The following is a 24482-nucleotide window of genomic DNA, read 5'->3' on the forward strand; positions in this document are numbered from 1 at the left end:
CAAGGTTGGGTGAAGCGCCTATGCGTAAAAAGAGAGTCTTGTTATTATCCGAAGGCTTCGGCGCCGGTCACACGCAAGCGGCTCACGCTCTGTCCGACAGCCTTCGCATGCTCTCGCCCGAAGTCCAGACTCGCGTACTTGAGCTCGGCACGTTTCTGCATCCGACGCTGGCTCCATGGATTCTTACCGCTTACCGCAAGACCGTGTCGACTCAACCCAAGCTTTACGGGCTGATGTATCGTTCCCAATACAAAAAATCGTTAAACCGCTTTACCCGGCTTGCACTTCATCGTATCTTTTATGCGCAGGCTGCCGAGGTTATCCATCAGCTGCGTCCGGATACGATCGTATGCACGCATCCGTTCCCGAGTGCGGTGATCTCCCGCTTGAAGCGTTCCGGCTTGAATGTGCCCTTGTGTACCGTGATCACCGATTACGACGCCCATGGCACCTGGGTTAGCCCCGAAGTCAACACCTACCTGGTGTCGACGCCAGACGTTAAAGAAAAGCTGCTCAGCCGCGGAGTTCCGTCCGAAACGGTCAAAGTCACGGGCATTCCGATTCACCCGAATTTCTGGGAGCAGCACAACCGGGAAGAGCTTCGGAGCCGCTTTGGCCTGTCGACGCTGCCTACGGTGCTCGTTATGGGAGGCGGCTGGGGACTGGTCAAGGACGAAGGATTTCTGCAGCATTTGACCAGTTGGCGCGACCGGATCCAGCTCGTCGTCTGTCTCGGAAACAACGAGAAAGCGCTGGCGGAGCTGGCCGAGGACGAGCGTTTCCAGCATCCGAACGTCCGTCTGCTCGGGTTCACCAAAGAAATCGACAAATGGATGGACGTTTCCGACCTGCTCATCACAAAACCGGGAGGCATGACCTGTACGGAGGGGCTTGCCAAAGGAATTCCGATGCTGTTCTACAAGCCGATTCCGGGTCAGGAAGAGGAAAACCTGCAGTACTTCACGCAGCACGGCTTGGGAGAGCCGATTAAATCGGCGGAGACGGTGGATCATTGGTTCCGGCTTCTGACCGAAAAGGTGTTCGAGATGCGCAAAGCCCGCGCCGGATTGGTGCGAAAAGAGGGCGCCTACAATCCCGCCCAGTGCTCCCAAGCGATCATCGAAGTACTAGCCCGCTAAAAAAAGCAAAAGCCTTGTGGCTCGGAATGAGCGCGCAAGGCTTTTTCGTTGGTTTTATTGGTCTTCTGCGTCTTCCGCACCTGTCTCGGGCTCCTGCCGTTCGGACAGCTGCTTCTGATGCGCGGCCAGCGCTTCTTTCCCGATCACGGCCTCCAATCGGAAAATCGGCATCCCCTGCTTGTAGAACTTCGTTTCGTATTCCGTCATGATCAAATCGGTCCGTGCTTCTTCCGCGTGAAGGTCAAGCGAAATGTTGCGCATGCGAAGACCTAAATCGGCAAACGAGTTAAGCGAAAACTCAAATAACGAACGGGAATCCGTTTTGAAATGAATTTCTCCCCGCTCATTCAAAATCGACTGATATTTATGAACAAAGTTCGCATGGGTCAGCCTGCGGCGCGCATGTCTTTTTTTCGGCCAGGGATCGCTGAAATTAAGATAGATCCGCTCCAGTTCGCCGTCGGCGAAAATATTTTCGATCAGCTCGATGTTGAAACGCGCGAGCCGCAAATTGGACAAGTCGCCGCCATGCTCCTCGCGGGAAACATGCGCCTTCTCGCCGGCTCGGCGGACAAGCTCGTCGTACATATCGACGCCTATGTAATTGATGTGCGGATTGAGGGCGCTCAGCTCGCTAATAAACCGCCCCTTGCCCATCCCGAGCTCCACATGGATGGGACGGTCGTTGCCGAACAGCTCGGCCCACCGGCCCTTGTACGGTTCCGGCTCCAGCACGACCAGTTCCGGCTGCGCCTCCAGCGCTTCTCTGATTCCTTTACGTCCTCTTAACCGCATAGATCAATCTTCCTCCAACCGCTTGCGCATCGTACCGCGCGTTTTCGTCTTGATCGATTATACTCCAGAAGACCGGGAATGAAAAGACCGGCCCGTGCCGTAAGGGCGGATGGACCGGTCAAGCGTGTGGTTAAAAACGTTATTTGCGGAATTCGCCCTCGTCGCGGTTCCGGCTGCGCAGACCGGCCAAGCCCAGCAAACCGATCAGACCAAGCCAACCCCAGTTCGCGCCAGTGTTCGTGGTCGCAGCAGCGTTACGGTACGAGTAGGTGTTGTAATTGCCGCCATATCCGTACCCCGTACGATCGGTCGTACCAGTGTACGTATTCATGCGGTCCAGCATGTTGTAGTTATAATTAGTCCCCGTTGTCGTACCTGTCGCGGCACCGGTAGTCGTACCGGTTGCGCCTGTCGTCGTACCTGTCGTTGTGCCTGTTGTCGTTCCTGTTGGCGTAGTCGTGGTACCGGTGGTTGTGCCTGTTGGTGCAGCTGTAGTACCGTAGGTTGTACCTGTTGTCGCTGCGGTACCGGTCGTGCCTGTCGTTCCATAGGTCGAAGTAGTCCCATACGTAGACGAAGCTCCAGTTCCCGTAGCCGTCGTTTCCGCAAAGGCTTGTCCCCCCGTACCAATAGCAGCCGTCAGAGCGAGCGCAAGCACCGTTTTCCCGAACTTGTTCATGGTATGATAATATCTCCCTTCTCAAGCTGGATTGGTTTTTAACGCCTTGCAACCTTAGCATAGGCCAGGTGCTGTTTTCTTATCCCGTTCTCGGGCAGGAGGGTTTTGTCAAGGACTAAGTTCGCTTTTGAGGCCGATTTTCGGTACAATATATATTGTAATGCTCTGTGAAAGAGCCGATTCGAGTCTATTCGAGCTTTATCGATTTTTTACAAAAGGAGTTTCGCCTTATGAAGCAAGCTGAAATCATCCAACCGCCATTATGGGGCGATAAACGTTTTCATACATGGAACTACGAAATGCGGCAGCAGTTCGGTGGCAAAGTATTCAAGGTCATGCTGGATGCCGGGTTCACTTGTCCGAACCGCGACGGAACGATAGCCGCCGGAGGCTGCACGTTTTGCAGCGCGCGGGGCTCCGGCGATTTTGCCGGAAGCCGCCGGGACGATCTGGTGACGCAGTTCAACAAAATCCGCGATTTGCAGCATCAAAAATGGCCGGAAGCGCAGTATATCGGCTATTTCCAAGCTTATACCAATACGTACGCTCCGGTGGAGGAGCTGCGCGAATATTATGAAGCGATTTTGCAGCAGCCCGGCGTGGTCGGCTTGTCGATTGCCACGAGGCCGGATTGTCTGCCGGACGATGTCGTCGATTATTTGGCCGAGCTGAACGAACGCACGTACTTGTGGGTCGAAATGGGCTTGCAGACGATCCACGAACAGACGTCGGAGCTGATCAACCGGGCTCATGATACGCAGTGCTACTTGGATGCGGTCGCGAAGCTTCGGGCCAGAGGCATCCGGGTGTGCGCGCATATCATTTACGGCCTGCCCCAGGAAACGCACGAGATGATGCTGGAAACCGGCCGCGCCGTCGCCCAGATGGACGTGCAGGGGATCAAGATCCATCTGCTCCACTTGATGCGCAAAACGCCGATGGTAAAGCAGTATGAGGCCGGTCTGCTGCGGTTTCTGGAAAAAGACGAGTACGTGTCGCTCGTCGTCGATACGTTGGAATTTCTGCCGCCGGAGATGATCGTTCACCGGCTGACCGGGGACGCGCCCCGGGATTTGTTGATCGGACCGATGTGGAGCTTGAAAAAGTGGGAGGTGCTCAACGCCTTCGACGAAGAGCTGCGCAGACGCGATACGTGGCAAGGAAAAAAGTGGCCGCACGGCGCACAAGGTTCCGGTTCGGGATTAGCCTGAACCGGGGAGGCGTCAGGCTCGGGGACCGGCAAGATCGCCCGGCACCCGGCGGCCCGCGGGAGGAGTGAGGAACGATGAACGGCAAACGGAGAGTCGTTTGCTTCATGCTCGGGGCCGCGGCATGTCTCGCGGCCGGCTGCACGGACGATCCGGCGACGCCGACGCCGCCGGTCAATGTGGCCCCCGCCCCGACGGAGGACGGGGCGACGGTTTCGCCGCCGAAGGCGGAGGCGAACGCCCCCGGCGGGGCGGCCGGCTCGGCCGTCCCGGGCGGCGCAGGCAGCGGCGAAGCCGGGGGTGGCAGCGAAGCGCCAACGCCGCCGGCGGCCGGCACGGCGCCGAAGGCGGGCGCTGAGCGCCCCCCGGCGAAGCCGGAGACGGCTGCGAAGCAGCCGGGGGCGCCGAGCGCGCCCGCGCTGCCGCCGGCGACGCTGCCGAGCCCCGCGAAGCCGGGGGGCGCGGAGCCGGAAGGCGGCAAGGCGGTGACGCCGCCGGCGGGGCCGATCGAGCCGCCGAAGGCGAGCTCGGAGCCGGAGGCGTCAGGCTCGGCCGTGGCGAAGCCGGGGTTTCAGGCGCCGCCGAGCCCGGCAGGCGCTGGGGACCTGGCGCCGCCGGGACGGGCAAGCAATTAGGAGCATGGCGAAGCGGGGTTCGGACATGCTTCAAGAGCTTACATAGCTCAAAGGGTTAAACCTTTGTCCTTGATGAATAAGACATTTCCGGTGCGTTACAGCACCTTGGTTGAAGCGGCCTGAACCAATAGAGGAACTCAAATGAGTTATTCGTGTCGAATTTGGGTTGCGTATCTTGTTTTTGTCGTATTAAGACACCATAGTTCCTTTATTCATCACATTTGGCTTGAAACGAGACTTATAGCGCATTGCTGTTCCTCTATTGGACAGGACATCCGAAGTTAGGCATCCCATCCATACCTTCATACCCGCTAAGAACAGCAGGCTGATTAATCATTTTCCATTATCTGTAACAGGAGGAATCGCTCCTTTGGGCTTTATTTCCATACTCAGCTTTGCACATAAATTAATAGAAGAACGGGTGCAGCCGGGAGAAACCGTTGTCGACGCTACGGCCGGTGGCGGAGTCGATACGGCGTTCCTGGCCCGGCTTGTCGGATCTACCGGGGTCGTGCACGCCTTCGACATCCAGCAGCAGGCGTTGGACCGGACGGCGTCGCGTCTTGAACAGGAATGTCCCGGCGGCGACGTCCGGCTTCACCTGCGCAGCCATGAAGCGATGCTGGACGCCATCCCCGAAGAAAACCACGGCCGCATCGGAGCCGTCATGTTTAACCTCGGCTACTTGCCCGGAGCCGATCATGAAACCGTGACCGCACCGGCGTCAACGTTGGCCGCCTTGGAAGCTTCCGCTCAGCTTATTCGCCGCGGCGGCATCATTACGATCGTGCTGTACACCGGCCATCGGGGAGGTCTGGAGGAAGCGTCCGAGGTCGAGCGCTGGGCCGCCGCTTTGCCGCAAAAGCATTTTCAGACGCTGCAGTACCGTTTTATGAATCAGATCAATCACCCGCCTTATGTTATCGCCATCGAAAAGAGATAGGGCCGCGCGATAATTCCAAACCGATGCCTTCCCGCTTTCAGTGCTTTTCAGCTATAGCAAAACGCGGGGCGGATTGATATAATGCAAAATAGAAAAAAATGAAAGGCCCGGTCTGCTTCGGTAAACCCGGCCAACTAGGATAAGGAAGTGGAGAGTAATGAAGCCGTATCCGTTGCAATGCAAACCCGAATTTAAAGAAAGAGTATGGGGCGGACGTGCGCTCGAGCAATTCGGACTCGAACTGCCGGATGGCAAGATCGGCGAAGGATGGATGATCGGCGATCACCCGAACGGAACGACAACCGTCGCGAACGGCGAGTTGGCCGGCATGGGACTCGATCAAATCCGCGAGCAATACGGGAGCGAGTTTTTCGGCAGCAAGGGCTTTTCGGAGAAAAATGGCCGGTTCCCGCTACTCATCAAGCTGCTGGATTGCCAAGACGACCTGTCCGTGCAGGTGCACCCGAACGATCATTACGAGCGTCTGCCGCAAGGCGAGCTCGGCAAAACCGAAATGTGGTACATTCTGGACGCCAAGCCGGGCGCCAAAATCATTTACGGATTGAAAGACGGCGTTACCCGCGAGCAGTTGGCTGAAGCTATCGAACAGAACCGCATCTTGGACTGCTTAAACGAAGTTACCGCGGAAGCGGGCGATTCCTTCTATATTCCCGCAGGCACCGTGCATGCGCTCGGAGCCGGCGTGCTGGTCGCCGAAATTCAACAAAATTCGGACAGCACTTATCGGCTGTACGATTACGACCGTCTCGGTCTGGACGGCAAGCCGCGCGAGCTGCACATTGAAGATTCCTTGAACGTCATCGCCTACGAAAACTCGGGCGCTACGTATATGAAAACAAACCTGAACGCCTCCGGCGAATGGTTGACCCTGGCCCGCTCCCCATTCTTCGTGACGGAAAAAGGCCGCGTCGAAGGCCAGTGGCCGCTGCAAACATCGCCGGAAAGCTTCGTGATCCACATCATCTGCGAAGGCACGGGATCGATCCGTTGGGCCGACGGCGAGCTGAACGTGAAACCGGGCGAATGCTACCTGCTGCCGGCAAGCCTCGGCAGCTATTCGCTTGAAGGCAGCATGACGGTTCTGCGCAGCTACCTGCCGTAGACCTTAGCGGACATAAAAACAAAGAACACCTCGTCTTTTTCGTTAAGACGGGGTGTTCTTTCATTATGGCCTATGCAATCAGGCGCTCGTCGGCTCCAACGCCAGCGTAAACTGCTGCGGCTTGGCCGAAGCGTCCGGCGGGAAGTACACGATGAGCAGCTGCTCGCTTGTCCGGTCCAGCTCCCCGCTCTGCAAGTAACGGTCCAGCCGGAACGGCAGCTTTTCGATCATGACATGCTTATGCAGATCCTTCTCCCCGATACCCAGCGCGGCGAACGAACCGGATACCGATTCAGGCTGTTCGGCAAGCAGCCGCAAATAATCGGACTGCCGGAGCTTGTCCAAGGTGAAGTCCCACCAGATTTTGCGCGGCTTGTACTTATGATTCAGGAAATAATCCAGTTTCATCAAGCCTTCGATGATGTCGAGCTTGGCCGTGCCGCGATGCTTCAGGAACGCATGAAGCCGGGTGAACAGATCCTCAAGCTGGTGCCCGATTTTTTGCCAGCCCCGCTCCTCCCAATAATCGCCGAACTCTTGGAAGAAGTCGAAGGCCGACGTAAATTCGCGCTCGATTAAATACCGGACCGTATGGTCCATCCGATGGGCGTTCCAGTATTTTTCCAGCACGTCCTCCACCCGCTTGATCCGTACCAAATCCGAGAACGGCAAAATCTTGTTGCCGAGAATTTCATACGGCGCATGGTCCATGTAAAGGTAGCCATATTTTTCCGCGTTGTGGCGCATCCCGGTGCCGCGGAGCATTTTCAGAAACCCGAGCTGCAATTCCTCGGGACCGAGGGCGAATACGTCGTTGAACGTTTTGCGGAACGAATTGTAATCTTCCTCGGGCAGCCCGGCAATGAGGTCAAGATGCTGGTCGATTTTGCCGCTTTCCTTCACCTTCGTTACCGTACGGGTCAGCTTGGCGAAGTTTTGGCGGCGTTTGACGAGGCTGTTGGTCAAATCGTTCGTCGACTGCACCCCGATCTCGAAACGGAATATGCCGGGCGGCGCGTTCTCAGCCAAATAATCGAGCACTTCCGGCCGCATAATGTCCGCCGTAATCTCGAACTGGAACACACAGCCGCTATGGTTTTGGATCAGAAATTCGAACATTTCCATGGCGTACTCGCGCTTAATGTTGAACGTCCGATCTACGAACTTGATCAGCTTCGCGCCGGATCGGATCAGATAAAGCAGGTCGCTCTTGGTCCGCTCTATATCGAAATAACGCACGCCTACTTCAATGGAAGACAGACAAAATTGACAGCTGAACGGACAGCCCCGGCTCGTCTCAAAATAGACGACGCGATTCGCGAGGCTCGGGACATCTTCCACAAAGCGATGCGGTGTCGGAATATCGTCCAAGGCCAGCTTCGGCCGCGGCGGGTTGATGACGACCCGTCCTTCTTTGTTGCGGTAGGCGAGGCCGAAGACGCTGTACAAGGCGCGGTCTCCCTCAAGCTCGGTCAGCAGGTGATGGAGCGTCTCCTCCCCTTCCCCGACGACAATGAAATTGACTTCAGGCAGCCGGTTCATCCAATACTCCGTATCGTACGAAACCTCCGGACCGCCCAAGACGACGATCAGCTCCGGCATGATCTTTTTGAGCATGCTGACTACGACGATCGTTTCTTCGATGTTCCAGATATAGCAGGAGAAGCCGACGACGTCGGGCTTGCGCTGGTAAATGTCGGACACGATATTCATCGCCGGGTCCTTAATCGTGTATTCGGCAATCTGGATGCCGGGAAAATCGTGCTGGCTGAACGCCTTCAAATACCGGAGCGCGAGCGAGGTGTGAATATATTTGGCGTTTAACGTCGATAAGACAATATTTTTCATGGGAATTCCGTACCTCTTTACTTATCCATTTTCGTATTGATCAGCATCCCTATTCTACCGCGAAACGGAACCGAACACAAAAAAAGAAAATGGGACGCGAAGTCCCATTTTCCCAAAACTAATACAAAGATTCGTTGACAGGCAGGCTGTCCGGCTCGGGGGCCAGCGCAGCGAGCATAAATTCGTCCTGCCCCTCTTCCGTCCACATGTTGGCCTGGGTCAACAGCTGCTCCTCCACCTGCTCCTTTTGCGTTACCAATGCTTCGATATTGCCCTCGGAACGCTCGATGTTGTGCTGCAGTCGATTGCGCTCCGCCATTCTCTTGGCCAATTGGTACAAAATCATGATCTAGAAATCGTCCCTTCGCATCGAATATTATTGTCTTCATGTTACCGGGTAAACATTAAGACAACATTAGGAGAATATAAACAAAAGGTTAAAATTCTCCTTTTCTCTATATATGCAGCATGATGAGCATAGTATTTCCCATTTTTAAGAAAAAAATGTGGAATTTTCGAGCGGAAGGGCCGGTATCGTCTGTTCATGTTGCAAACTGGACCGAAGCCCCGTCTTACTCCCAGCGAAACGTAAAACTTGCCACGATAAACGCGACGATCAGCCAGCCGCCGAGCAGCGCCGCTTCCGTCCAGACGACGGAAAACCCCGCTCCTACGTTCATTACCTGACGCAGCGCCGTCGTCAAATGGGAGATCGGCAGCAGCTTGACGATCGGCTGAAGGAACTCCGGCATGTTTTTGATCGGGAAGAAGACGCCGCCCAGGAACAGCATCGGGAACGAGATGAAGCCGGCGATCGGCCCGGCGCTCTCCGGTGTTTTGGCCAGACCGGCAATGATAAAACCGATCGACATGAATGCCAGCGTCCCGAGCACGATGAAGCTGAGCAGTAGCAGCCAAGAGCCGTTCACCTGCGTACCGAAAAAGACCGAGCCGACGACCAGCACGATGACGGCCTGCAAGCCGTTCAGCAGTAACCGCGCCGTAATCTGCGATGCGATAAACGTCGAAGCCTTCAGCGTCGTGCTCTGCATCCGCCGCAGGATGCCCCGCTCCCGCCACGAAGCGATCTGCCCCGCCACCCCGTTCAGGTTGTTGGACATAATCATCATGGCGACGATGCCCGGCACCAAGAAGTCGATATAGCTGAGCTTCAGCGACTGCACGCCTTCCGGCCGGATCGTAATTTTCGGCGTGTAGCCCGACAGCTTCTTGTCGATTCCGTCGACGACCGGAGCCAGTACCTGCAGCCCGATTTGTGAGGTTGCGGCATTCGTTTCGTCGTAATACACTTTGATCGCTGCGGCCGCCCCCGTGCTCCCCGGCTTCGTTTGTTCCTCGTAGCCCTTTGGAATAACGAGCACAAGCTGGTAATCGCCGCGTTTCAGCGTCTCAAGCTCGGGATTTAATTCGGAAGCAGCGTTCAAGCGCAGAATCGGGTTGTCCTGCAGCGCCTTCACCAGCGCTTCGGAAGCGGCCGTCCGGTCCTCATCGACGATGACCCCGGTGACAGAGACCGGATTGCCCTTGCCGAGGAACGAACCCAGCATGACCATGAAAAAGATTGGAAAAAGCAGCGTCCAGAACAGCACCTGCCGGTTGCGGACGAACAGCCGCAGCTGGGCAAGCGTCAGATGAATGTAAGCGTTCATGCTTCCCTCAAGCTCCTTCCCGTCATGTGGATGAAGACGTCCTCCAGCGTGGCCGTCCGGGTCTGCAGCTCCTGCACGCGCCATCCCTGCGCTTCCGCCCGGCCGATCAGATCGACGAGGGAGGTTTGCAAATGGTCGGTATACAGCACGAAAATATCTTTGCGCTGATCCACTTGCTTCACCTCGCTTACTTCCCGCAGCGCTTCCGTTATAGCCTCCTGCCGCTCCCCGCTCCAACCGTCGGCGCCTTCCAGCCGGAATTCGATGGCGCTGTCGGATTGCAGGTTGCGGACCAGATTCCGGGGCGTATCGAGCGCGATCACCTGTCCGCTGTCCATCAAGCAGATGCGGTCGCACAAAGCATGCGCTTCTTCCATGTAATGCGTGCTGAGCACGATCGTTTTGCCGCGTTCCTTGAGCCTCAGTACGATGTCCCACAGCATCCGCCTGGCCTGCGGGTCCAGACCTGTCGTCGGCTCGTCCAAAAAGACCACCTGCGGATCGTTCACAAGCGCCAGCGCAATCGCCAGACGCTGCTTTTGCCCGCCGGAGAGATTTTTGACGCGGTCGTTGCGTTTTTCCTGCAAAATCATATCATCCAGCAGCGGCTCGATCGGAACAGAGTTCGGATAAAAGCTGGCGTACATGCGGACGATCTCGTGCACTTTCAACAGATCGAACAGCGAGGTGGATTGCAGCTGGACGCCGATCACCTGCTTGACCCGATTCAGCTGCGTCCGGGTGTCGAAGCCAGCCACAACCGCATGACCTTCATCCGGCTGCCGGAGCCCTTCGATCATTTCCATCGTGGTCGTCTTACCCGCGCCGTTCGGTCCGAGCAGCCCGAACACCTCGCCTTGATATACTTCGAAATGGACGCCTTTTACGGCCGTAAAATCCCCGTACCGCTTAACTAAACCGTCCGCCTTAATCATCGTTTCCGCCATCGGCAACATCTTCAGCTCCTTTGGGGGCGTTCTTGGAAAAAGCTACAGCTAGAGTATACCATTCGGCCGACGGGGATGCCTAATCTTATGCATGGAGTCCGTTTCGCCAATCCGGCCCGGTCATGGTATAGTAAGAACAGCGATTTGACAAGAAACGGAGAGAACGGCATGAGCACTGAACGCAAAAACAATCGCGATTCTTCGCGTCCGCAGGAAAAAAAACCGGAAGCCGCGCGCAAGCCTGGCGGGAAGAGGCCTGCGGCAAGCCGGCCCGCGACGGCAGAGGATTTGAGAGCCGGCGACCGGATCGTGGTGACGATCAAGCGGATCGGGATTAACGGCGAAGGCGTCGGCTATTATAAGCGCAAGGCGGTATTCATCGACGGGACGCTGCCGGAGGAAGTCGTGAAAGCGACGGTCACGAAGGTCGAACCGAGCTATATTACGGCTAAGCTGGAGGAAGTCGAAAAGGCTTCGCCGCACCGTCAAAAGCCGCCCTGTCCCGTCTACGACAGCTGCGGAGGCTGTCAGCTTCAGCATATGACGTACGAGGCTCAGCTGCATGCCAAGGAGGAGCTGGTACGGGAAGCGTTCCGGCGGTACGCGGGCATGGAAACGGCCCCGGTCCGGCCGATTCTCGGCATGGACAACCCTTGGAGCTACCGGAACAAGGCGCAGCTTCAGCTCGGCCGCTCAGGCGAGCAGGTCGTCGCGGGCTTGTACTCCCCCGGTACGCATAAGCTCGTGGACATTACCGGCTGCGCGATACACGATCCGGCGATCAACCGGGTCACGGAGACGGTCGCCAAGCTGCTTAGCGAGCTGGACATCCCTGTCTACAACGAACGGACCCGCCAAGGCGCCGTCCGGACCATCGTAGCCCGGGTAGGCCGGCAAACCGGCGAGATCCAGCTCACGCTCATCACCGCGGCGGACCGCATTCCGGACCGCGAACGGCTTGTTCGCCGCATCCGCGACGAGCTGCCGCAGGTGACGACCATCGCGCAAAATCTGAATAGAGAAGCTTCTCCGCTCATTTTCGGCGCGAAAACGACGGTGCTGTGGGGCAAGGAGCGGCTGGACGAGACGCTCGGCGACGTCCGCTTCTCCCTCTCCCCCCGTGCCTTCTTCCAGCTGAACCCGGAGCAGACGGTGAAGCTATACGACGCAGTCCGCGAAGCCGCCGCACTTACCGGCGAAGAGCTTGTCGTCGACGCCTACTGCGGCACCGGCACGATCGGGCTCTGGCTCGCCCCGCACGCCCGCGAGGTGCGCGGCATCGAGCTTATCCCCGAGGCGGTCGACGACGCCCGGGACAATGCGCGGGCAAGTGGCGCAGCGAACGCCCGCTTCTTCGTCGGACGCGCCGAGCAACTGCTGCCCGAATGGGTGCAGCGCGGCATCCGCCCCGACGTCGTCGTGGTCGACCCGCCGCGCACCGGCTGCGAGCGCCCGCTGCTGCTCGCGCTCGCCGAGGCGAAGCCGACACGACTCGTTTACGTGTCGTGCAATCCGTCCACCCTGGCGAAGGATTGCCAGGTACTGCTCGAGCAAGGCTATCGACTGGATTGGATTCAGCCGGTGGATATGTTTCCGCAGACGGCGCATGTGGAGTGCGTGGTAAGGATGTATCGGGAGGGACATTGAAAGGTAAATGTTTCAACAAGGTCTGCTGAGAAAGCAGGCTTTTCTTTTATGAACTATCCTAAAGAGTTAATAGTTAAAATGAAAGAAATTGAATTTATTTACGACACTAGTATAGGTAAAGTGTTGAATGGTAACTACGTTGATAGCAAGCATTATGTTGACCTCTCCCCACAGCGGTGGAAGAAAATTGAGAAACGCAAGGTTACTTGTATTTAGTATGATCGATGTGTTGGTTATTGTATTATGGATAATAGAACGACTGCCTCAATAGGTATTTATAGAACATAGAACATAGGAGGATTACATGGCCTGGAGCAAATTGAAGCAACATCTGGAGAGTTTTCTCTGTCCTGCGTTATATGGAAGGGTCGAATACCGTGCAACCGGCTACCGTTATTTACCTGATAAAGCAGGACTTTGTTATATTGCGGTAGATAAAAAGAACGTATTCAATATGAGTGATATAACTACCTTAATCAGATGGTATCAGACGGAGCTGGAAATTAAGAATGATTCAGATATCCAAATTCCCATCAACAATGAAGAAATTGAAGCGGTCAGAAAAGATACCAAGGGGATAGTTCCGGAGGATCGTCTAAAAGTAATTGCAAGAAGTAGAAAAATATCAGAATATGCAAAGGAGCTTTTGTCAGCACAGTCATCATTAAGTAAATCAAATTTTGTCGTTGTAGCGAATAAGTTTTTATCCATTTCTATAGAGGAAAGCATAGAGAGCAATGATATCTTATTGAATATTCTTGCTTTGGTGGACAGACGAGTTGGAAAAAAGCGAATTTTAAACATGACCGAGAAGATGAAGTTAAAGCATCCAATTGTACAGTATTTTTATGAACTACGGCTTAGTACGTTATGAAAACAAATAACTCATTCACCTCCAATCGGGAGGTTTTTTCATGCTATCATATACTTACTGACAGATTAGGTGATGAGAATGTCTTGTACGCCGCGGTTTTTGAGGTCGTTTAAGACGCTCAGCCAGAACTTCGAGGACTCATTCTCCCCGATCCAGATGCCCAGCACGTCTTTATTGCCGTCCAGATCGATGCCAATGACCATGTAGGCTGCTTTGTTCACGATGGCCCCGTCCTGCTTGACTTTGAAATGAATCGCATCCAGGAGACGACAGCAAAGGTGTGTTGCAGCGGACGATTCTGCCACTCCTTGATCATCAGGACAATTTTATTGGTCACATTGGAAATGAGCGTCGGAGAAAAATTTCGATACCGTAGATATGCTCCATGTGATCTTGAATCTCCCGGGTACTGACCCCCTTGGCATATAAGGCAATGATCTGCTCCTCGATCCCGTTCACATGCGACTGATGCTTCTTCACGATCAAGGGCTCGAATTCCCTCTGACGATCGCGAGGAACCTGAATTTCCTGTTCACCATACTCGCTGATGATGCTCTTCTTACCATTACCATTCCGACTGTTCGAGGCTTTCTTGTTCATCGTATCATGCTTCTCATAACCTAGATGCGTATCTATCTCGGCTTCCAGCATCTCTTGAATCGTCTCTGCGAAGAGGTTTTTAGTGCGCTCGAAGCATCCTGGGCTGTAACCAGCTTATTTTCCTTGATAAATGCCCGCAGTTGTTCCTTCGTCCACAGTCCCATAGTTGATCCTCAACCTTTCTTGTATCTCCATTTTAATAGAATTGGAGTTTACCACGAAAGATTTTACAGACTCAGAACTTCCTGAAGAGGAGGTTCTTTTTTTGCATAACTAATACGAACATTAACGGCTATTATTATACTCAAGCTTTGTCACCTATCGGTAATGAGTATGCTTGGGATTAGTAGCCACTATTATTTGGGTTTGATATGATATAGTTAAAATTCACCAAGGATTCTACATTATTGTGTGATTGATCATAAAAATGGATTCATAAGGGAGATGATCGTATTGTCAGTTTTAAGTGATGAATTAAAAAAATATCTAGTTGCTGATAATTGGAAATATAACGAACATAGAAATGGGACCCTTCTAGCTGCTCAGCCGATTAGCTGTACACATGGAACATATGAAGGATTTTTCGATCTTCGACACCCACAGCGGATTGATTTTTATTTCAAAGTACCAATTACGATACCTGATGAAAAGAAGGAAACAATAAGTCAATTTCTCCATCTGGCTAACTATGGGCTGTCTGCTGTTACATTCGAATTGCATTGGGAAAGAGGAGAGGTGCGAAGCAGGACTTCTCTCATCTGGATTGAAGAATTTGCTCCTTCAGAGGATACAATTAAACACCATTTGATTAGAAACTATCTCTGTTTAGATGAGTATTTTCAAGGAATCGCGGCCATTGTATATGCTGGAGCTTCTCCACAAGAAGCACTTGAAAAGTCGGAGAGGAAGAAATAAGAAACTAAATTTTATCGATGATGAGGAGATGCCATTTTTAAATCAGCGCCTTATTAACTTGCGTGCAAAATAAAACAACAATTTTGTTTAGAAGGAAGTGTGTTTGAACACCATGAAAATAGCTAAGTTGTCTCAAGTAAAGCCGAACAGCTATATGATTGATTTTTCAGAAGCCGAAAGCTCGCTCGGGTTTCAGTTGTGCTCCAGTATTAAAAGTTTATACACTCGGGTGTATGGCTGTACTGGTAAAGGAAGTTTGAAATCGCTTATAATTATGCCTCAAAACAATAAATGGGATACATGGTTTTCCTTCAATGAAACCGAGTGCGATCAAAATGAATTCTTCCTAACAATGCCTCATGCATCGCAGGTAGTCAATCAATTCATTATTAAAGGTTTTCTAGAATGGACTGGAGGAAATGATTTTGGAAGAAGAATGATGATAGGCACTTTATTACTAAATATAGGTAGTATTCCAATATTAATTAATAACGATACAAACCAAGTAGAGTGGATAGATTGTGATTATGGGCACTTCGAAATTTATGAAGAGAATCCCAACGGAGTTTTTGCAGATTCAATTGATGATTTTTTAAAAATGTTCGTTTAATGATAGTAGTAGGGCTTCTGGGACTTGCAGGTTCTATTGATCAATCAGATACAAGTATTACTGAAAAGTGATTCTATATTAGACGCTTCAATGAGAGTAATCATGGGACGATGTAAAATAAATTGGAATCAAGACTTATTTTAAGAAAGCTAAATAAAACAAATATTTCGTAAGAAGTATGGACGGTGAAGAAGATTAAGTTACTTTTTGTTTGTAGCAGAAACAAGTGGCGTAGTTTGACAGCAGAAAAGATATTTCATGGAATCAATGGTTATGACGTTAGATCTGCAGGAACAGAAGATAGTGCACGAATTAAAGTTACAAGCGGTCATGTTGGATGGGCAGATATTATCTTTGTAATGGAGAAGAAGCATGTGCGCAGGTTGAGGGATAAATTTAATAATGAACTCTTGAATAAAAAATTTATCTGTTTAGATATTCATGATGATTATCAGTATATGGATGAAGATCTTATTGAAATTCTTAAATCTAGAGTATCGGAGTACATTGATGTTCCTGAGTGAATACAGATAAAATAATACTATTATCTGATTAAAAAAACATTTTGAAGGTAGCTGACACTGATGACAAAGCAAATATTAGATCTCACATTAGATGAATTTGGATATAAAGGGATGATAAATCTACCCGTTTGGAATGAATTTACTTCAGACTCAGACGATGTTTATGAAGTGAATTTTGGTGGAGACATAAATTCACCTCTACTCAGCGAATTAATAGATACGTATGATTTTATTGTATCTAATCAAGAAGAAATTAAGAATGTAATACTACAAGAGTTATTTGAAGAATATAGTGGTTTTCAAGCAAAATATTGCGATGATGAAGATGATGAATTTATGCCAGATTTAACTTGTGTTAATGATCTAAAGCCCTTAATCAGTTTAGCAAGAGTTCATATCTTAGATGTAATCAAGGATGGCATCGCTTATATTGGGTTTGAATTTGATTGCTCGTGGGATGAAGAGCACGGTTTTGGTGTAATGCTATTTAAAAACGAAGTTGTTGCAATGGGTGGATCAGATTCATCCTTTCTTTCATGGATAGCTAATGATCATTTAAATGAAAGTAGCGATTCAAAATAAAACAATTCTCTTGTAGGACATGATGTAGGTGGACGAGATGGGTATATTTTGGACTAGACAAAAGGAAGAAGCTTGGGAATATGCGAAGGAAATTGGTTATTTTGAAGGTAATCAAAAGTATATACCATCTACACACATCGAAGCATACAAGTGGATGATGGAGCAGATGGAGATGAGATTACAAAATACAATGGAGAATATCCGATTTGGGTGTTTCTATCCAAACCTCAAATTCAAGAAAGATACGTAATATTAGAAGTCGAATTAGATGAGAGCGATGTTCTACTGTCTGATTTTTATGATTTCCAATCAATAATTAATGGTTGCACTTTAATAGATGAAAATGATGAAGAGTATGATGATTATCTTTATGCCGAATGTGATACTGTGAAGGAAAAATTGAAAAGAAAAAGTTGGGATAAAATATTTGATTTGAACAGAAAACAGTTATCTTTACAAGGGACAACAGGAAGAGTTGAGTTGAGTAAGGTAATAAAAGTTTACGAGATTGAGAAATAAAAGTATTGATTTTCTGACATGTGATAAAACGAATCTTTTATTGGCTATCCATGAAGGACTGATGAAGGAGCTACTTCAATGAAGAGACGATCTTGTAAAGCCATTATTGAATGGGATAAAGACCCCAGTCTTTTCCCCGTTAACGAGTGGCTAAGAGACATAGTTGTCAATTTTGGGAAAATTGAGAATAATAGATTTTATGGAGACACATGGACTGTTTTGGTAAAAGTAAATAAATTAATTGATGATGCATGGAATACAGAGGCTGATGTAGCTTTTATTGTAGACGAAGCGCCCTGGCACTTACTTGAAGCAGGATTCAGTTTTAATCTTTGGGCAGGAAGGGATATTGCTACAGTAAGAATTCTTTAGGTGAAAATGAAATGATTCTTTTACTCTATATAAACTTGAATCATTGAAGGAGTGTTTTTTTATGGAGATGATTAATGGTCAGTTATGGATCAACTGCAACTGGTGTGAATGTAAATTTCCCGAAAGAGAAGCCACAAAAGTAACACAAGACAAAACGTTTCTAGGATTTAAGACAGGCACTGAAACAGTAAAAGTTTGTGGGCAGTGTATTCATGAACACAAAAAGTATATTAAAACTTTAAATAACAAAAACTAATGGCTGAATCAGATAAAATCGAAGTTTTATTAAAGGAGAGAAAGATAACAGATGGCACTAGAGTCCCCAAACGAATTTATCGTACTAGATACTTTTTTTGTTCAAGGCAGGGGATTTGTTTTTTGCACTACACTTCCTGAAGAATACGAAGGTAAAATTTCTGTCTATAATGAATTAGTATTTGATAATCATGAAAAATATACTGTCATTGCAATTGAAAGGGCAAGAAGTTCAATTGGATTATCACGTAATATTGGAATCTTGATCCGCGGTGATTTGAAGCAAGACAAGAGTTTTTACTATAAGAAGAAATTTAAGATTATATAAAATTGAGATTTCATAGGAAGAGGATGCAGAGATGAAATTTGTATACTATAACGATACAGGCAGGGTAGTTTCAATTCATCCAGCTACAGTAAATCATGGCTGCATAGTTGATGAGTCTCCAATCAAGCCTCTGGAAGAAAGAGAGTTTGTATTACCTGAGAATACATATCCTTGGGTTAAAATGTGGGACCATGGAGTAGAACTTGGATTGAGCATTTTAGTATCACCAAGGCCATTGACCAAATGAGAGTAATATTGCGATAAAGAAAGTAGGAGATTATAGATTACCATGAATCCATTTGATGGTGTTGAATTAGGAATATCTGCTCGTCCCTTGTTTTTACTTCTTGGGTTTGCATTTGGAGTAGGTATTATTGGTTGGCTACTTTCAGCGGTTATGCCGAGGAGTGTTGCTAAATATATTTCTCTTGGGTTATTTTTACTTTCTTTTTATTTTTGGATTAAATTTTTATGATAAAACTGATATTTCATAGTCATTTAGATACATACAACGTTACTTCCGTTTCATTTTGTTTTTCTTCATCTATAAAGAACACGACATCATGAACTTTAAATTCACTCTTCGCTCTAAACAAAAAAATCGAACTCCCAATTTGAGGAATGTTATTCATTTCAACTACACTTATGATTTTTTTTGCTGTTAAATCAATAATTGTTACCTTCATTCTCCAGTACACATCCTTTCTACTCTTATGAAATTGACCTTTTATTATATTCAAGTATTATTTACAGTAAATATGCCATCCTCCAATTCGCGACCCTCTAAGTAGTCAAAAGAAACCCACTCTACATTTACTAAGCCAATTAAGTCAGAAAATTGATGTGCAGGAGGGATCTCACCAAAAATTGCATCTTCATCTTCATTTATAAAAATTGCTTCGATATCATCAAGTGAGACTTCTGGATCTAAAACCAATTCTTTTATGACATTGATATCGTATAGATTCTTTTCAATATATATTTCATCAGTCCACCCACATTTATAATCAAATACTAGTTCATTCTTTTTAAATATCTTCAGCTCCCAACAGTGATCTCCAGCATAGATATAGTGCAGTAAGATTCCAGGGTTGTGTGAAACAATCCCTTCATCAACTTGAAATTGGTTTCCATTGCAAACAAATGTGACCCATCCATTGGCTTCCTCATAAACATAACCTTCTTCTTCTCTATTTTCTTTAATAATTCAACAACATCTTATCTTCTTGGTTTTTCGTTTTCAAATGATAGCTTTCACTAAATTCGCTCATAGGAACACCTCATTATTTTGATAAAAGTGAACTTTCATAGTGATCTAATCCAACTCAAAATCAATATTTAAGGATTGTTTCTTTTTGTGACCTTGTAGATTCCTTCTAGTCTCTTCCCACATCTGAATAAATAAAATACCCACCACGAACATTTTTCCATCCATAGTTCTTCATATATTTTAAGGTAATTTCGTTTTCAACTTCTTCAGCCTTACTGTATGTAACCTCACCTAATTGGATTTTTTCAACAATCTTTATCGGAGGATGTTGTCTAGTCCAAACAGAACCTTTACCATTGAAATGCTTTTTTAATCGTTTCTCAGTAGTTGTATGGCCTACCATAGTACTTCCCGTGCTCCAGTTTAAGGGCATATACAAATCTTACGGCAAATTTGTCTTCTTCGATCGGCATAGGTTCCCCCATGAAAGTCAGTTTTTATTTGAAATCATTTAGGCAGATCTAACCGAGCTTGATGACATCTTTTTTTGAAATCCTGTTCTTTGTACCAGATAAATGTTTTAACCAATACATTGTGCTCGTTATATGCATATATTGATGCGTTTTCTTTATCAGAAACGAATCTGTAACCTGCATAATAGTAGTCTTCCATTCATTATCACTCCCATTAAATCTAGTATTTTATTTGATTACAATTCGATTTCTTACAGATTCCAATTCTTTTTCCATGCCAAACGCACGAACTTTATGTACTTTCTTTTTTGTTCCATCTTTCAATGTCATTACTCTTTTCTTTGAGTCCCATTGTAATATTTCTTGAATATGGACAGCTTCTAGAGGTTGAATTTTTATCCATCCTTCACCTCTTTCTGAAAGCTCAAAATCGAATTGACGAACTTTTTTTGAAAAATTGTAGCTTCTCTTTCTAAAAAAATAAATTATCAAACCAATTACTGCCACCCAAAAAATAAGAGGGAAATATATAAAAAATGTATGCACTGATTGACTACTCCTTTTAAATTTTTGTTAGATGAAACCAGTCTTTTATTGCCTTTATAGATTGCTATATATGAGCGATGTTACAATTACAATTATGATATGAAGAGCAGTATTTCCTGAAAGTCGAACCCACTTATTAGTACTCTTTCCTGCCCACGCACAATATGTAAATGCGACAATAAGATAAATTATTATAAATAGTACTTCCTTTGATATCATCTTACTCTCCCTTTTTCTCTCTATGAAATCAGTTTTTTATTGTTATATCTCCATTTTCGCTAATTGTACATTTTTGCAAAGAATGAACTTTTAAACTAAGTCCGTATATGTAATCGGGATAGTTTTTAGGGGTCACTCTAAAACATCTAAGCTTTTCTGAATTCTCTTTCAGTAATTTAATAAACTTAGGGTTTCTACTGACAATGCCATCATTCCCCCAGAACAATACAACGATATTGGAGCTGTTCACTGCTTCTTTGATATATTGGAAATTCTTTGTATTAAATTTTCTTTCGCTTCTTGGTAGCAACTTCTTTTTATCTGTAACGTATGGATAAAGATTAACCACTTCTATCGACCCAACATTCTCTTTTTCAAGATGACTTACAATATTGCTCAAAGTTGAACCTAATCTAAATGGCATAGGGTTTAATCTGGCTGGATTAAACATAATAATTGTCGATTTGTCCTTTGTAGAATCCCAACACCGAATTAGACTATATCTACAACATTCTTCTTCGTCATATATATTTCTCGCTGAAACTTGAAGTATTTCCTCAGTAATGATAGTTCTCCCTCCTCCCCCCGATAGATCAGACTTTTATTTTGAAACCTTTCCGTGAGCCATCACTTATCAAAATGAAAAACTCTGAATCATTCAAATATTATTCTCTAAAATGCTCATATCGAATAGAAAACTCCTTAACAATATCAAAAAAATTGTTACCTAAATTACCTAAATGAGAATCTCCTTTAAGGTCTAAGTGAACAGGTAGGCCTTTAAAATATATTATTCTTGCTCCATCATCCTCTAAGTCCAAGTACGTAATTATCGAATTTATTTCTATACTTAAATCAGTAAACCATTTGGAAATTGATATTGAATCTTCAAAAAGGCGACTCATATCCGAAGTGGCAGCAGTAAAAGACACCTCTATTTCATCATTCGGTCCATCCAATTTCTTAATTGAAATATAGATGCAGCCAATACTTGCCTTACCATTAGGCTCTATGAATCTTTCTATTTCCGCTTTGTCATAATGTGGCTTCCAGTCATAACCACCCTCAAGATACTTAAAAATAAATGAATCCATTTCAAAATGGAGACTAGCACAACCACCGTAATCCAAAGACCCATTCTTTCTAACATACTCAAACAATTTGTCCCTATAACTTTCCTGCATTATTAAGATGAATTGATAGTCAAGTCCCATGATTCATATATTCTCCGATCGTAATAATTTTCTATCCAACGAAATCTGAACTTGATACTATTTTAGAGTTTTTCTCCTCATTGATTCGTGTTTTATTTGTTTCTCTAGTGCAATCTTCAATATTATTCCGATCCGTTTTAATTGTTGTCCAAGATCAAAAACTTCAAGGTTTTAATTTGGTAGGTGAAGCTATGGAGCACCATCTTTGCAACGAAAAAGTGTATCCTCTTTTCACATAACACCTCGAAGGTTACTCAACTTTAACGAGCAATATTCTTTCCCCAAATCCACCACGCTTCTCTTTCTTCTCCTGCCTTACTTGTTCAAACTCCTCTATACTGATCCCCTTATGCTCCAATATTGCATAAACAACCTCAACCAAATCAGCCAATTCCGTTATTTTCTCAGCTTCCTCAGCCTCGATAAATTCATCAAGCTCCTCTTGAAGCTTAGTATTCAACATTTTAATGTATTCCGCGTCATCCAAAAATCTAATTTCAGCTTGTTTCCCTGACGCTTCAATTATCCGTGGTATCTTGTCACGTACCAGCTTGTTATAAACGATCATCCTACGTTCTCCTTCCGGGATTAACCTTGACATGAGATCCAAAATTTTCTGACTAACCCGTTATTAATAGCCATTTCGAGCTCTGAAATATGCTTATTCTTTTGCCCCTGGTTCATAAGTATAGCTAGCAATCTTGAATTTCTTTCTTCTAATCTCTGTATCGTTGTTTCGCTTGGAATGATATTTGATTTGCTCGAGTTGCAGGTTTGGTGAGAATAGACCAAATTCCATAAATCATCGCTATACAAATACGACCAAGGAATTACATGGTCAATAGCGGGGGTCTCATCGATGATTTTTTTCCCACAATGAAAACAAATATGGTCTGGATTTTCTGAAGCAATACGCTGAAAAAATTTAATCAACGGTTTGCGTCTGACTTTATCTTCATCAATAATCTTTACCTTCTTGCATATGCGCGGCGAATGATTGAAATTTTCAAGCATTTGCGACCATCTGTAATTGATCGCGTCAAATACGATTAAACTATTTTCTTTCAGCTCTTTCATATTATCAGTAGCTATATCTAAGAAATCTGCGTTCCGGTCGTAATTGTAAACATCGTCAACCTTCAACAGTCAGAAATCGGTAACTTACATCAGCTTTCAAAGCTGTTTTCACTTGTTTTACCGTCTTTTCGTACTGCATCTTACAAATTACCTCAATGTTAGATGAAACCATTTAACCGGTTGAGCGCTTTGAGTTACTTTCTGGTACTCAGCAATTAACTCCTTCACTAAGGATACGATCTTCGGCGGTTTATTAGGGTTGGGGCTTTGTTTTAAATCAAAAAAGATCGTTTGCTCGAATTAATATCTAATCACCTTCTTAGCAATGTCTTCAAGCCCAATTTGCATTGTGCTTCCAATTGGTTGGTGAAAATCATATTCTACAGCAATTTCGGTGATTGCCTTGGAGTCATATTTTTCCCTCTATAGTCATGGTTTTCGATTGTCTTAATAGTAGAATTATACCACATCTTTCATAAGACAGAAGTCGAAAAAGGTAGAAAAAAACAGAAGATAGAACCTAAGACATATTACCGTCTTTGGTTATTCTACCTTCTGTCATTTAAATGTTCCTATGAATAGTCGTAAATGGATACACCAATAAAAATCAAGCTCATCATCATGATTAGAAAAAGCTTTTTTCTAGTCATAGTTCATTCCCCAAGTCCCTTGCCTTAAAAACCATCAACTCATTGCAACTATTGTAACAATTCATTTGGAATATTTATAATTCGAATCTCATTCCCGCTTGGTTGTCCGACTGTTGCCAAAATAATCTGGTTACTGATTGGGGACCAATCCATATACGATGCATTATCAGGCAATGGAAGCATAGCGGGCTCTTTGTCGCTTCCAATTTTATAAATAAATAAATTTTGTGTATCACCAGGCAATTGCGCGGCGAAAGCAAGGAATTTTCCATCTGAAGACCAGCAATAGCTATATATTACTTCAAATTGCAAACGCTCGATTCGTTCAACTTTGCGGGTCGCTATATCGTATAACATAACATTATCCATTAATATCCCCCGGCTTTTTTTCGTTGAACTTTCCAAAAATAAAATGCGGTCTCCTCGGGGGGAAAGCATAAATTTTCTTCCGGTCGATAATGGTATTTCCAACTCGTTTAAGCTTGTCGGTTCAGCTAATCGTTGCGTTCCAACACCGCGTTCGTCTTTGCCTAGATAGGTGATTTGATCATGAACTGCCAGCATATCAGGCCTTGGAACGTTTTTTGATATTATGAAATTTTGTTTCTTTTCCAAATCAAAAGCCCCTAAATTTCCTTGAAACACTTTGTCATCGTATGACATGAAGTATAAAATTTTTTTTGAATCTATCCATGTGAATCTATATAAGTTGAACTAAAGACTCCTGTTGTTTATGGAAAGGATTTCAATGTCTTTGACGTCGAATAAGTAAGAATCACTATTCGGGCGGTGAAAGTACCATGGAATCCAACACGGAAGCATTACAGGAAGTAGAACAGCGTCTAAAGCACGAAAAGAGTCGTCGAATGTTTGAGCGGTA

The 24482-nt window shown here is 46.7% G+C and carries 31 protein-coding genes and 2 pseudogenes; 17 read left to right on the top strand and 16 right to left on the bottom strand.

What is annotated here, in order from left to right; all coding sequences use genetic code 11:
• Positions 1-20: 20 nt before the first annotated feature.
• Complete coding sequence (locus ET33_RS35310) at positions 21-1139, top strand: UDP-N-acetylglucosamine--LPS N-acetylglucosamine transferase (RefSeq protein ID WP_036693811.1); 1119 nt, start codon at positions 21-23, stop codon at positions 1137-1139.
• Positions 1140-1193: 54 nt separating this feature from the next.
• Here the strand turns inward: ET33_RS35310 and trmB are convergent, their stop codons facing one another.
• Together trmB and ET33_RS35320 are read right to left on the bottom strand one after the other, a co-directional pair.
• Positions 1194-1934 (bottom strand): tRNA (guanosine(46)-N7)-methyltransferase TrmB, encoded by a 741-nt coding sequence (gene trmB / locus ET33_RS35315; protein WP_036693812.1) that lies wholly within the window; start codon positions 1932-1934, stop codon positions 1194-1196.
• Positions 1935-2073: 139 nt separating this feature from the next.
• Entirely contained in the window at positions 2074-2613 is a 540-nt protein-coding gene (locus tag ET33_RS35320; RefSeq protein ID WP_036693814.1) for a WGxxGxxG-CTERM domain-containing protein, read from the bottom strand.
• Positions 2614-2843: 230 nt separating this feature from the next.
• On the opposite strand from ET33_RS35320, the gene ET33_RS35325 reads away from it, so the two are divergent.
• From ET33_RS35325 to ET33_RS35340, 4 genes are all read left to right on the top strand, one after another.
• Positions 2844-3824, top strand: a complete 981-nt coding sequence (locus ET33_RS35325; protein ID WP_036693816.1) for a TIGR01212 family radical SAM protein — start codon at positions 2844-2846, stop codon at positions 3822-3824.
• A gap of 74 nt (positions 3825-3898) precedes the next feature.
• Entirely contained in the window at positions 3899-4456 is a 558-nt protein-coding gene (locus ET33_RS35330) for a hypothetical protein (protein ID WP_036693818.1), read from the top strand.
• A gap of 370 nt (positions 4457-4826) precedes the next feature.
• Positions 4827-5399, top strand: a complete 573-nt coding sequence (locus ET33_RS35335) for a class I SAM-dependent methyltransferase (protein WP_036693820.1) — start codon at positions 4827-4829, stop codon at positions 5397-5399.
• 157 nt (positions 5400-5556) lie between these two features.
• Positions 5557-6522, top strand: a complete 966-nt coding sequence (locus ET33_RS35340; protein WP_036693822.1) for a type I phosphomannose isomerase catalytic subunit — start codon at positions 5557-5559, stop codon at positions 6520-6522.
• A 78-nt stretch (positions 6523-6600) separates the two neighbouring features.
• On the opposite strand, the gene ET33_RS35345 is transcribed toward ET33_RS35340, so the two are convergent.
• The 4 genes from ET33_RS35345 to ET33_RS35360 form a co-directional block, all read right to left on the bottom strand.
• On the bottom strand, positions 6601-8370 hold the full coding sequence (locus ET33_RS35345; RefSeq protein ID WP_036693823.1) for a B12-binding domain-containing radical SAM protein: 1770 nt from the start codon (positions 8368-8370) through the stop codon (positions 6601-6603).
• Between the two features lie 118 nt (positions 8371-8488).
• Positions 8489-8716, bottom strand: coding sequence for a hypothetical protein (locus ET33_RS35350; RefSeq protein ID WP_036693824.1), 228 nt, complete (start codon positions 8714-8716; stop codon positions 8489-8491).
• Positions 8717-8942: 226 nt separating this feature from the next.
• Entirely contained in the window at positions 8943-10040 is a 1098-nt protein-coding gene (locus ET33_RS35355; RefSeq protein ID WP_036693825.1) for an ABC transporter permease, read from the bottom strand.
• The gene (locus tag ET33_RS35360; RefSeq protein WP_036693862.1) at positions 10037-10987 is read right to left on the bottom strand and encodes an ABC transporter ATP-binding protein; all 951 of its coding nucleotides are present in this window, start codon (positions 10985-10987) and stop codon (positions 10037-10039) included. Before ET33_RS35360 ends, ET33_RS35355 begins: the two co-directional genes overlap by 4 nt.
• A 168-nt stretch (positions 10988-11155) precedes the next feature.
• Here ET33_RS35360 and rlmD point away from each other — a divergent pair, with 168 nt between their 5' ends.
• Together rlmD and ET33_RS35370 are read left to right on the top strand one after the other, a co-directional pair.
• Positions 11156-12634, top strand: coding sequence for a 23S rRNA (uracil(1939)-C(5))-methyltransferase RlmD (gene rlmD / locus ET33_RS35365; protein ID WP_036693826.1), 1479 nt, complete (start codon positions 11156-11158; stop codon positions 12632-12634).
• Positions 12635-12938: 304 nt separating this feature from the next.
• Positions 12939-13508: an SF0329 family protein gene (locus tag ET33_RS35370; protein ID WP_036693827.1), complete on the top strand. Its 570-nt coding sequence runs from the start codon at positions 12939-12941 to the stop codon at positions 13506-13508.
• Positions 13509-13579: 71 nt separating this feature from the next.
• Here the strand turns inward: ET33_RS35370 and ET33_RS37100 are convergent.
• A pseudogene (locus tag ET33_RS37100) lies at positions 13580-14198 on the bottom strand (IS256 family transposase); the annotation flags it as partial.
• A 363-nt stretch (positions 14199-14561) separates the two neighbouring features.
• On the opposite strand from ET33_RS37100, the gene ET33_RS35380 reads away from it, so the two are divergent.
• The 10 genes and pseudogenes from ET33_RS35380 to ET33_RS38810 all read left to right on the top strand — a co-directional run bounded on the left by ET33_RS35380 (position 14562) and on the right by ET33_RS38810 (position 18688).
• Positions 14562-15023, top strand: a complete 462-nt coding sequence (locus tag ET33_RS35380; protein WP_036693830.1) for a type III secretion system chaperone family protein — start codon at positions 14562-14564, stop codon at positions 15021-15023.
• A gap of 103 nt (positions 15024-15126) precedes the next feature.
• Positions 15127-15633 (top strand): hypothetical protein, encoded by a 507-nt coding sequence (locus tag ET33_RS35385; protein ID WP_036693832.1) that lies wholly within the window; start codon positions 15127-15129, stop codon positions 15631-15633.
• Between the two features lie 194 nt (positions 15634-15827).
• Positions 15828-16157, top strand: a complete 330-nt coding sequence (locus tag ET33_RS35390; RefSeq protein WP_036693865.1) for a low molecular weight protein tyrosine phosphatase family protein — start codon at positions 15828-15830, stop codon at positions 16155-16157.
• Positions 16158-16217: 60 nt separating this feature from the next.
• Positions 16218-16739, top strand: a complete 522-nt coding sequence (locus tag ET33_RS38225) for a DUF6985 domain-containing protein (RefSeq protein WP_051776102.1) — start codon at positions 16218-16220, stop codon at positions 16737-16739.
• Between the two features lie 37 nt (positions 16740-16776).
• Positions 16777-17258 (top strand): annotated as a pseudogene (locus ET33_RS38230) (DUF3841 domain-containing protein).
• 78 nt (positions 17259-17336) lie between these two features.
• Positions 17337-17630 (top strand): hypothetical protein, encoded by a 294-nt coding sequence (locus ET33_RS35405; protein WP_036693837.1) that lies wholly within the window; start codon positions 17337-17339, stop codon positions 17628-17630.
• 61 nt (positions 17631-17691) lie between these two features.
• Entirely contained in the window at positions 17692-17886 is a 195-nt protein-coding gene (locus ET33_RS35410; RefSeq protein ID WP_036693840.1) for a hypothetical protein, read from the top strand.
• Between the two features lie 51 nt (positions 17887-17937).
• Positions 17938-18213 carry a hypothetical protein gene (locus ET33_RS35415; protein ID WP_036693843.1) on the top strand — a complete coding sequence of 92 codons (276 nt, stop codon included), beginning with the start codon at positions 17938-17940 and terminating at the stop codon, positions 18211-18213.
• Between the two features lie 31 nt (positions 18214-18244).
• The gene (locus ET33_RS38235) at positions 18245-18460 is read left to right on the top strand and encodes a hypothetical protein (RefSeq protein WP_081890652.1); all 216 of its coding nucleotides are present in this window, start codon (positions 18245-18247) and stop codon (positions 18458-18460) included.
• Positions 18461-18502: 42 nt separating this feature from the next.
• Positions 18503-18688, top strand: coding sequence for a hypothetical protein (locus ET33_RS38810; protein WP_144028803.1), 186 nt, complete (start codon positions 18503-18505; stop codon positions 18686-18688).
• A gap of 19 nt (positions 18689-18707) precedes the next feature.
• Here ET33_RS38810 and ET33_RS35420 read toward each other — a convergent pair whose 3' ends face one another.
• The 9 genes from ET33_RS35420 to ET33_RS35450 all read right to left on the bottom strand — a co-directional run bounded on the left by ET33_RS35420 (position 18708) and on the right by ET33_RS35450 (position 24217).
• Entirely contained in the window at positions 18708-18899 is a 192-nt protein-coding gene (locus ET33_RS35420) for a hypothetical protein (RefSeq protein WP_036693845.1), read from the bottom strand.
• A 50-nt stretch (positions 18900-18949) separates the two neighbouring features.
• Positions 18950-19150, bottom strand: a complete 201-nt coding sequence (locus tag ET33_RS38815) for a hypothetical protein (RefSeq protein WP_144028804.1) — start codon at positions 19148-19150, stop codon at positions 18950-18952.
• A gap of 439 nt (positions 19151-19589) precedes the next feature.
• Positions 19590-19826, bottom strand: a complete 237-nt coding sequence (locus ET33_RS35425) for a GIY-YIG nuclease family protein (RefSeq protein WP_036693847.1) — start codon at positions 19824-19826, stop codon at positions 19590-19592.
• 298 nt (positions 19827-20124) lie between these two features.
• A complete protein-coding gene (locus ET33_RS35430) occupies positions 20125-20442 on the bottom strand; it encodes a hypothetical protein (RefSeq protein WP_051776104.1) in 318 nt (105 codons plus the stop codon).
• A 247-nt stretch (positions 20443-20689) separates the two neighbouring features.
• Complete coding sequence (locus tag ET33_RS38240) at positions 20690-21229, bottom strand: DUF1643 domain-containing protein (protein ID WP_081890653.1); 540 nt, start codon at positions 21227-21229, stop codon at positions 20690-20692.
• A gap of 97 nt (positions 21230-21326) precedes the next feature.
• Entirely contained in the window at positions 21327-21875 is a 549-nt protein-coding gene (locus ET33_RS35435) for a hypothetical protein (protein ID WP_036693849.1), read from the bottom strand.
• Between the two features lie 250 nt (positions 21876-22125).
• The gene (locus tag ET33_RS35440) at positions 22126-22443 is read right to left on the bottom strand and encodes a nucleoside triphosphate pyrophosphohydrolase (RefSeq protein ID WP_036693851.1); all 318 of its coding nucleotides are present in this window, start codon (positions 22441-22443) and stop codon (positions 22126-22128) included.
• 20 nt (positions 22444-22463) lie between these two features.
• On the bottom strand, positions 22464-23018 hold the full coding sequence (locus ET33_RS40175; RefSeq protein ID WP_051776106.1) for an HNH endonuclease: 555 nt from the start codon (positions 23016-23018) through the stop codon (positions 22464-22466).
• 632 nt (positions 23019-23650) lie between these two features.
• A complete protein-coding gene (locus tag ET33_RS35450; protein ID WP_036693853.1) occupies positions 23651-24217 on the bottom strand; it encodes a hypothetical protein in 567 nt (188 codons plus the stop codon).
• Between the last annotated feature and the right edge of the window lie 265 nt (positions 24218-24482).

Source organism: Paenibacillus tyrphae (genome assembly GCF_000722545.1).
GTDB lineage: Bacteria > Bacillota > Bacilli > Paenibacillales > NBRC-103111 > Paenibacillus_G > Paenibacillus_G tyrfis.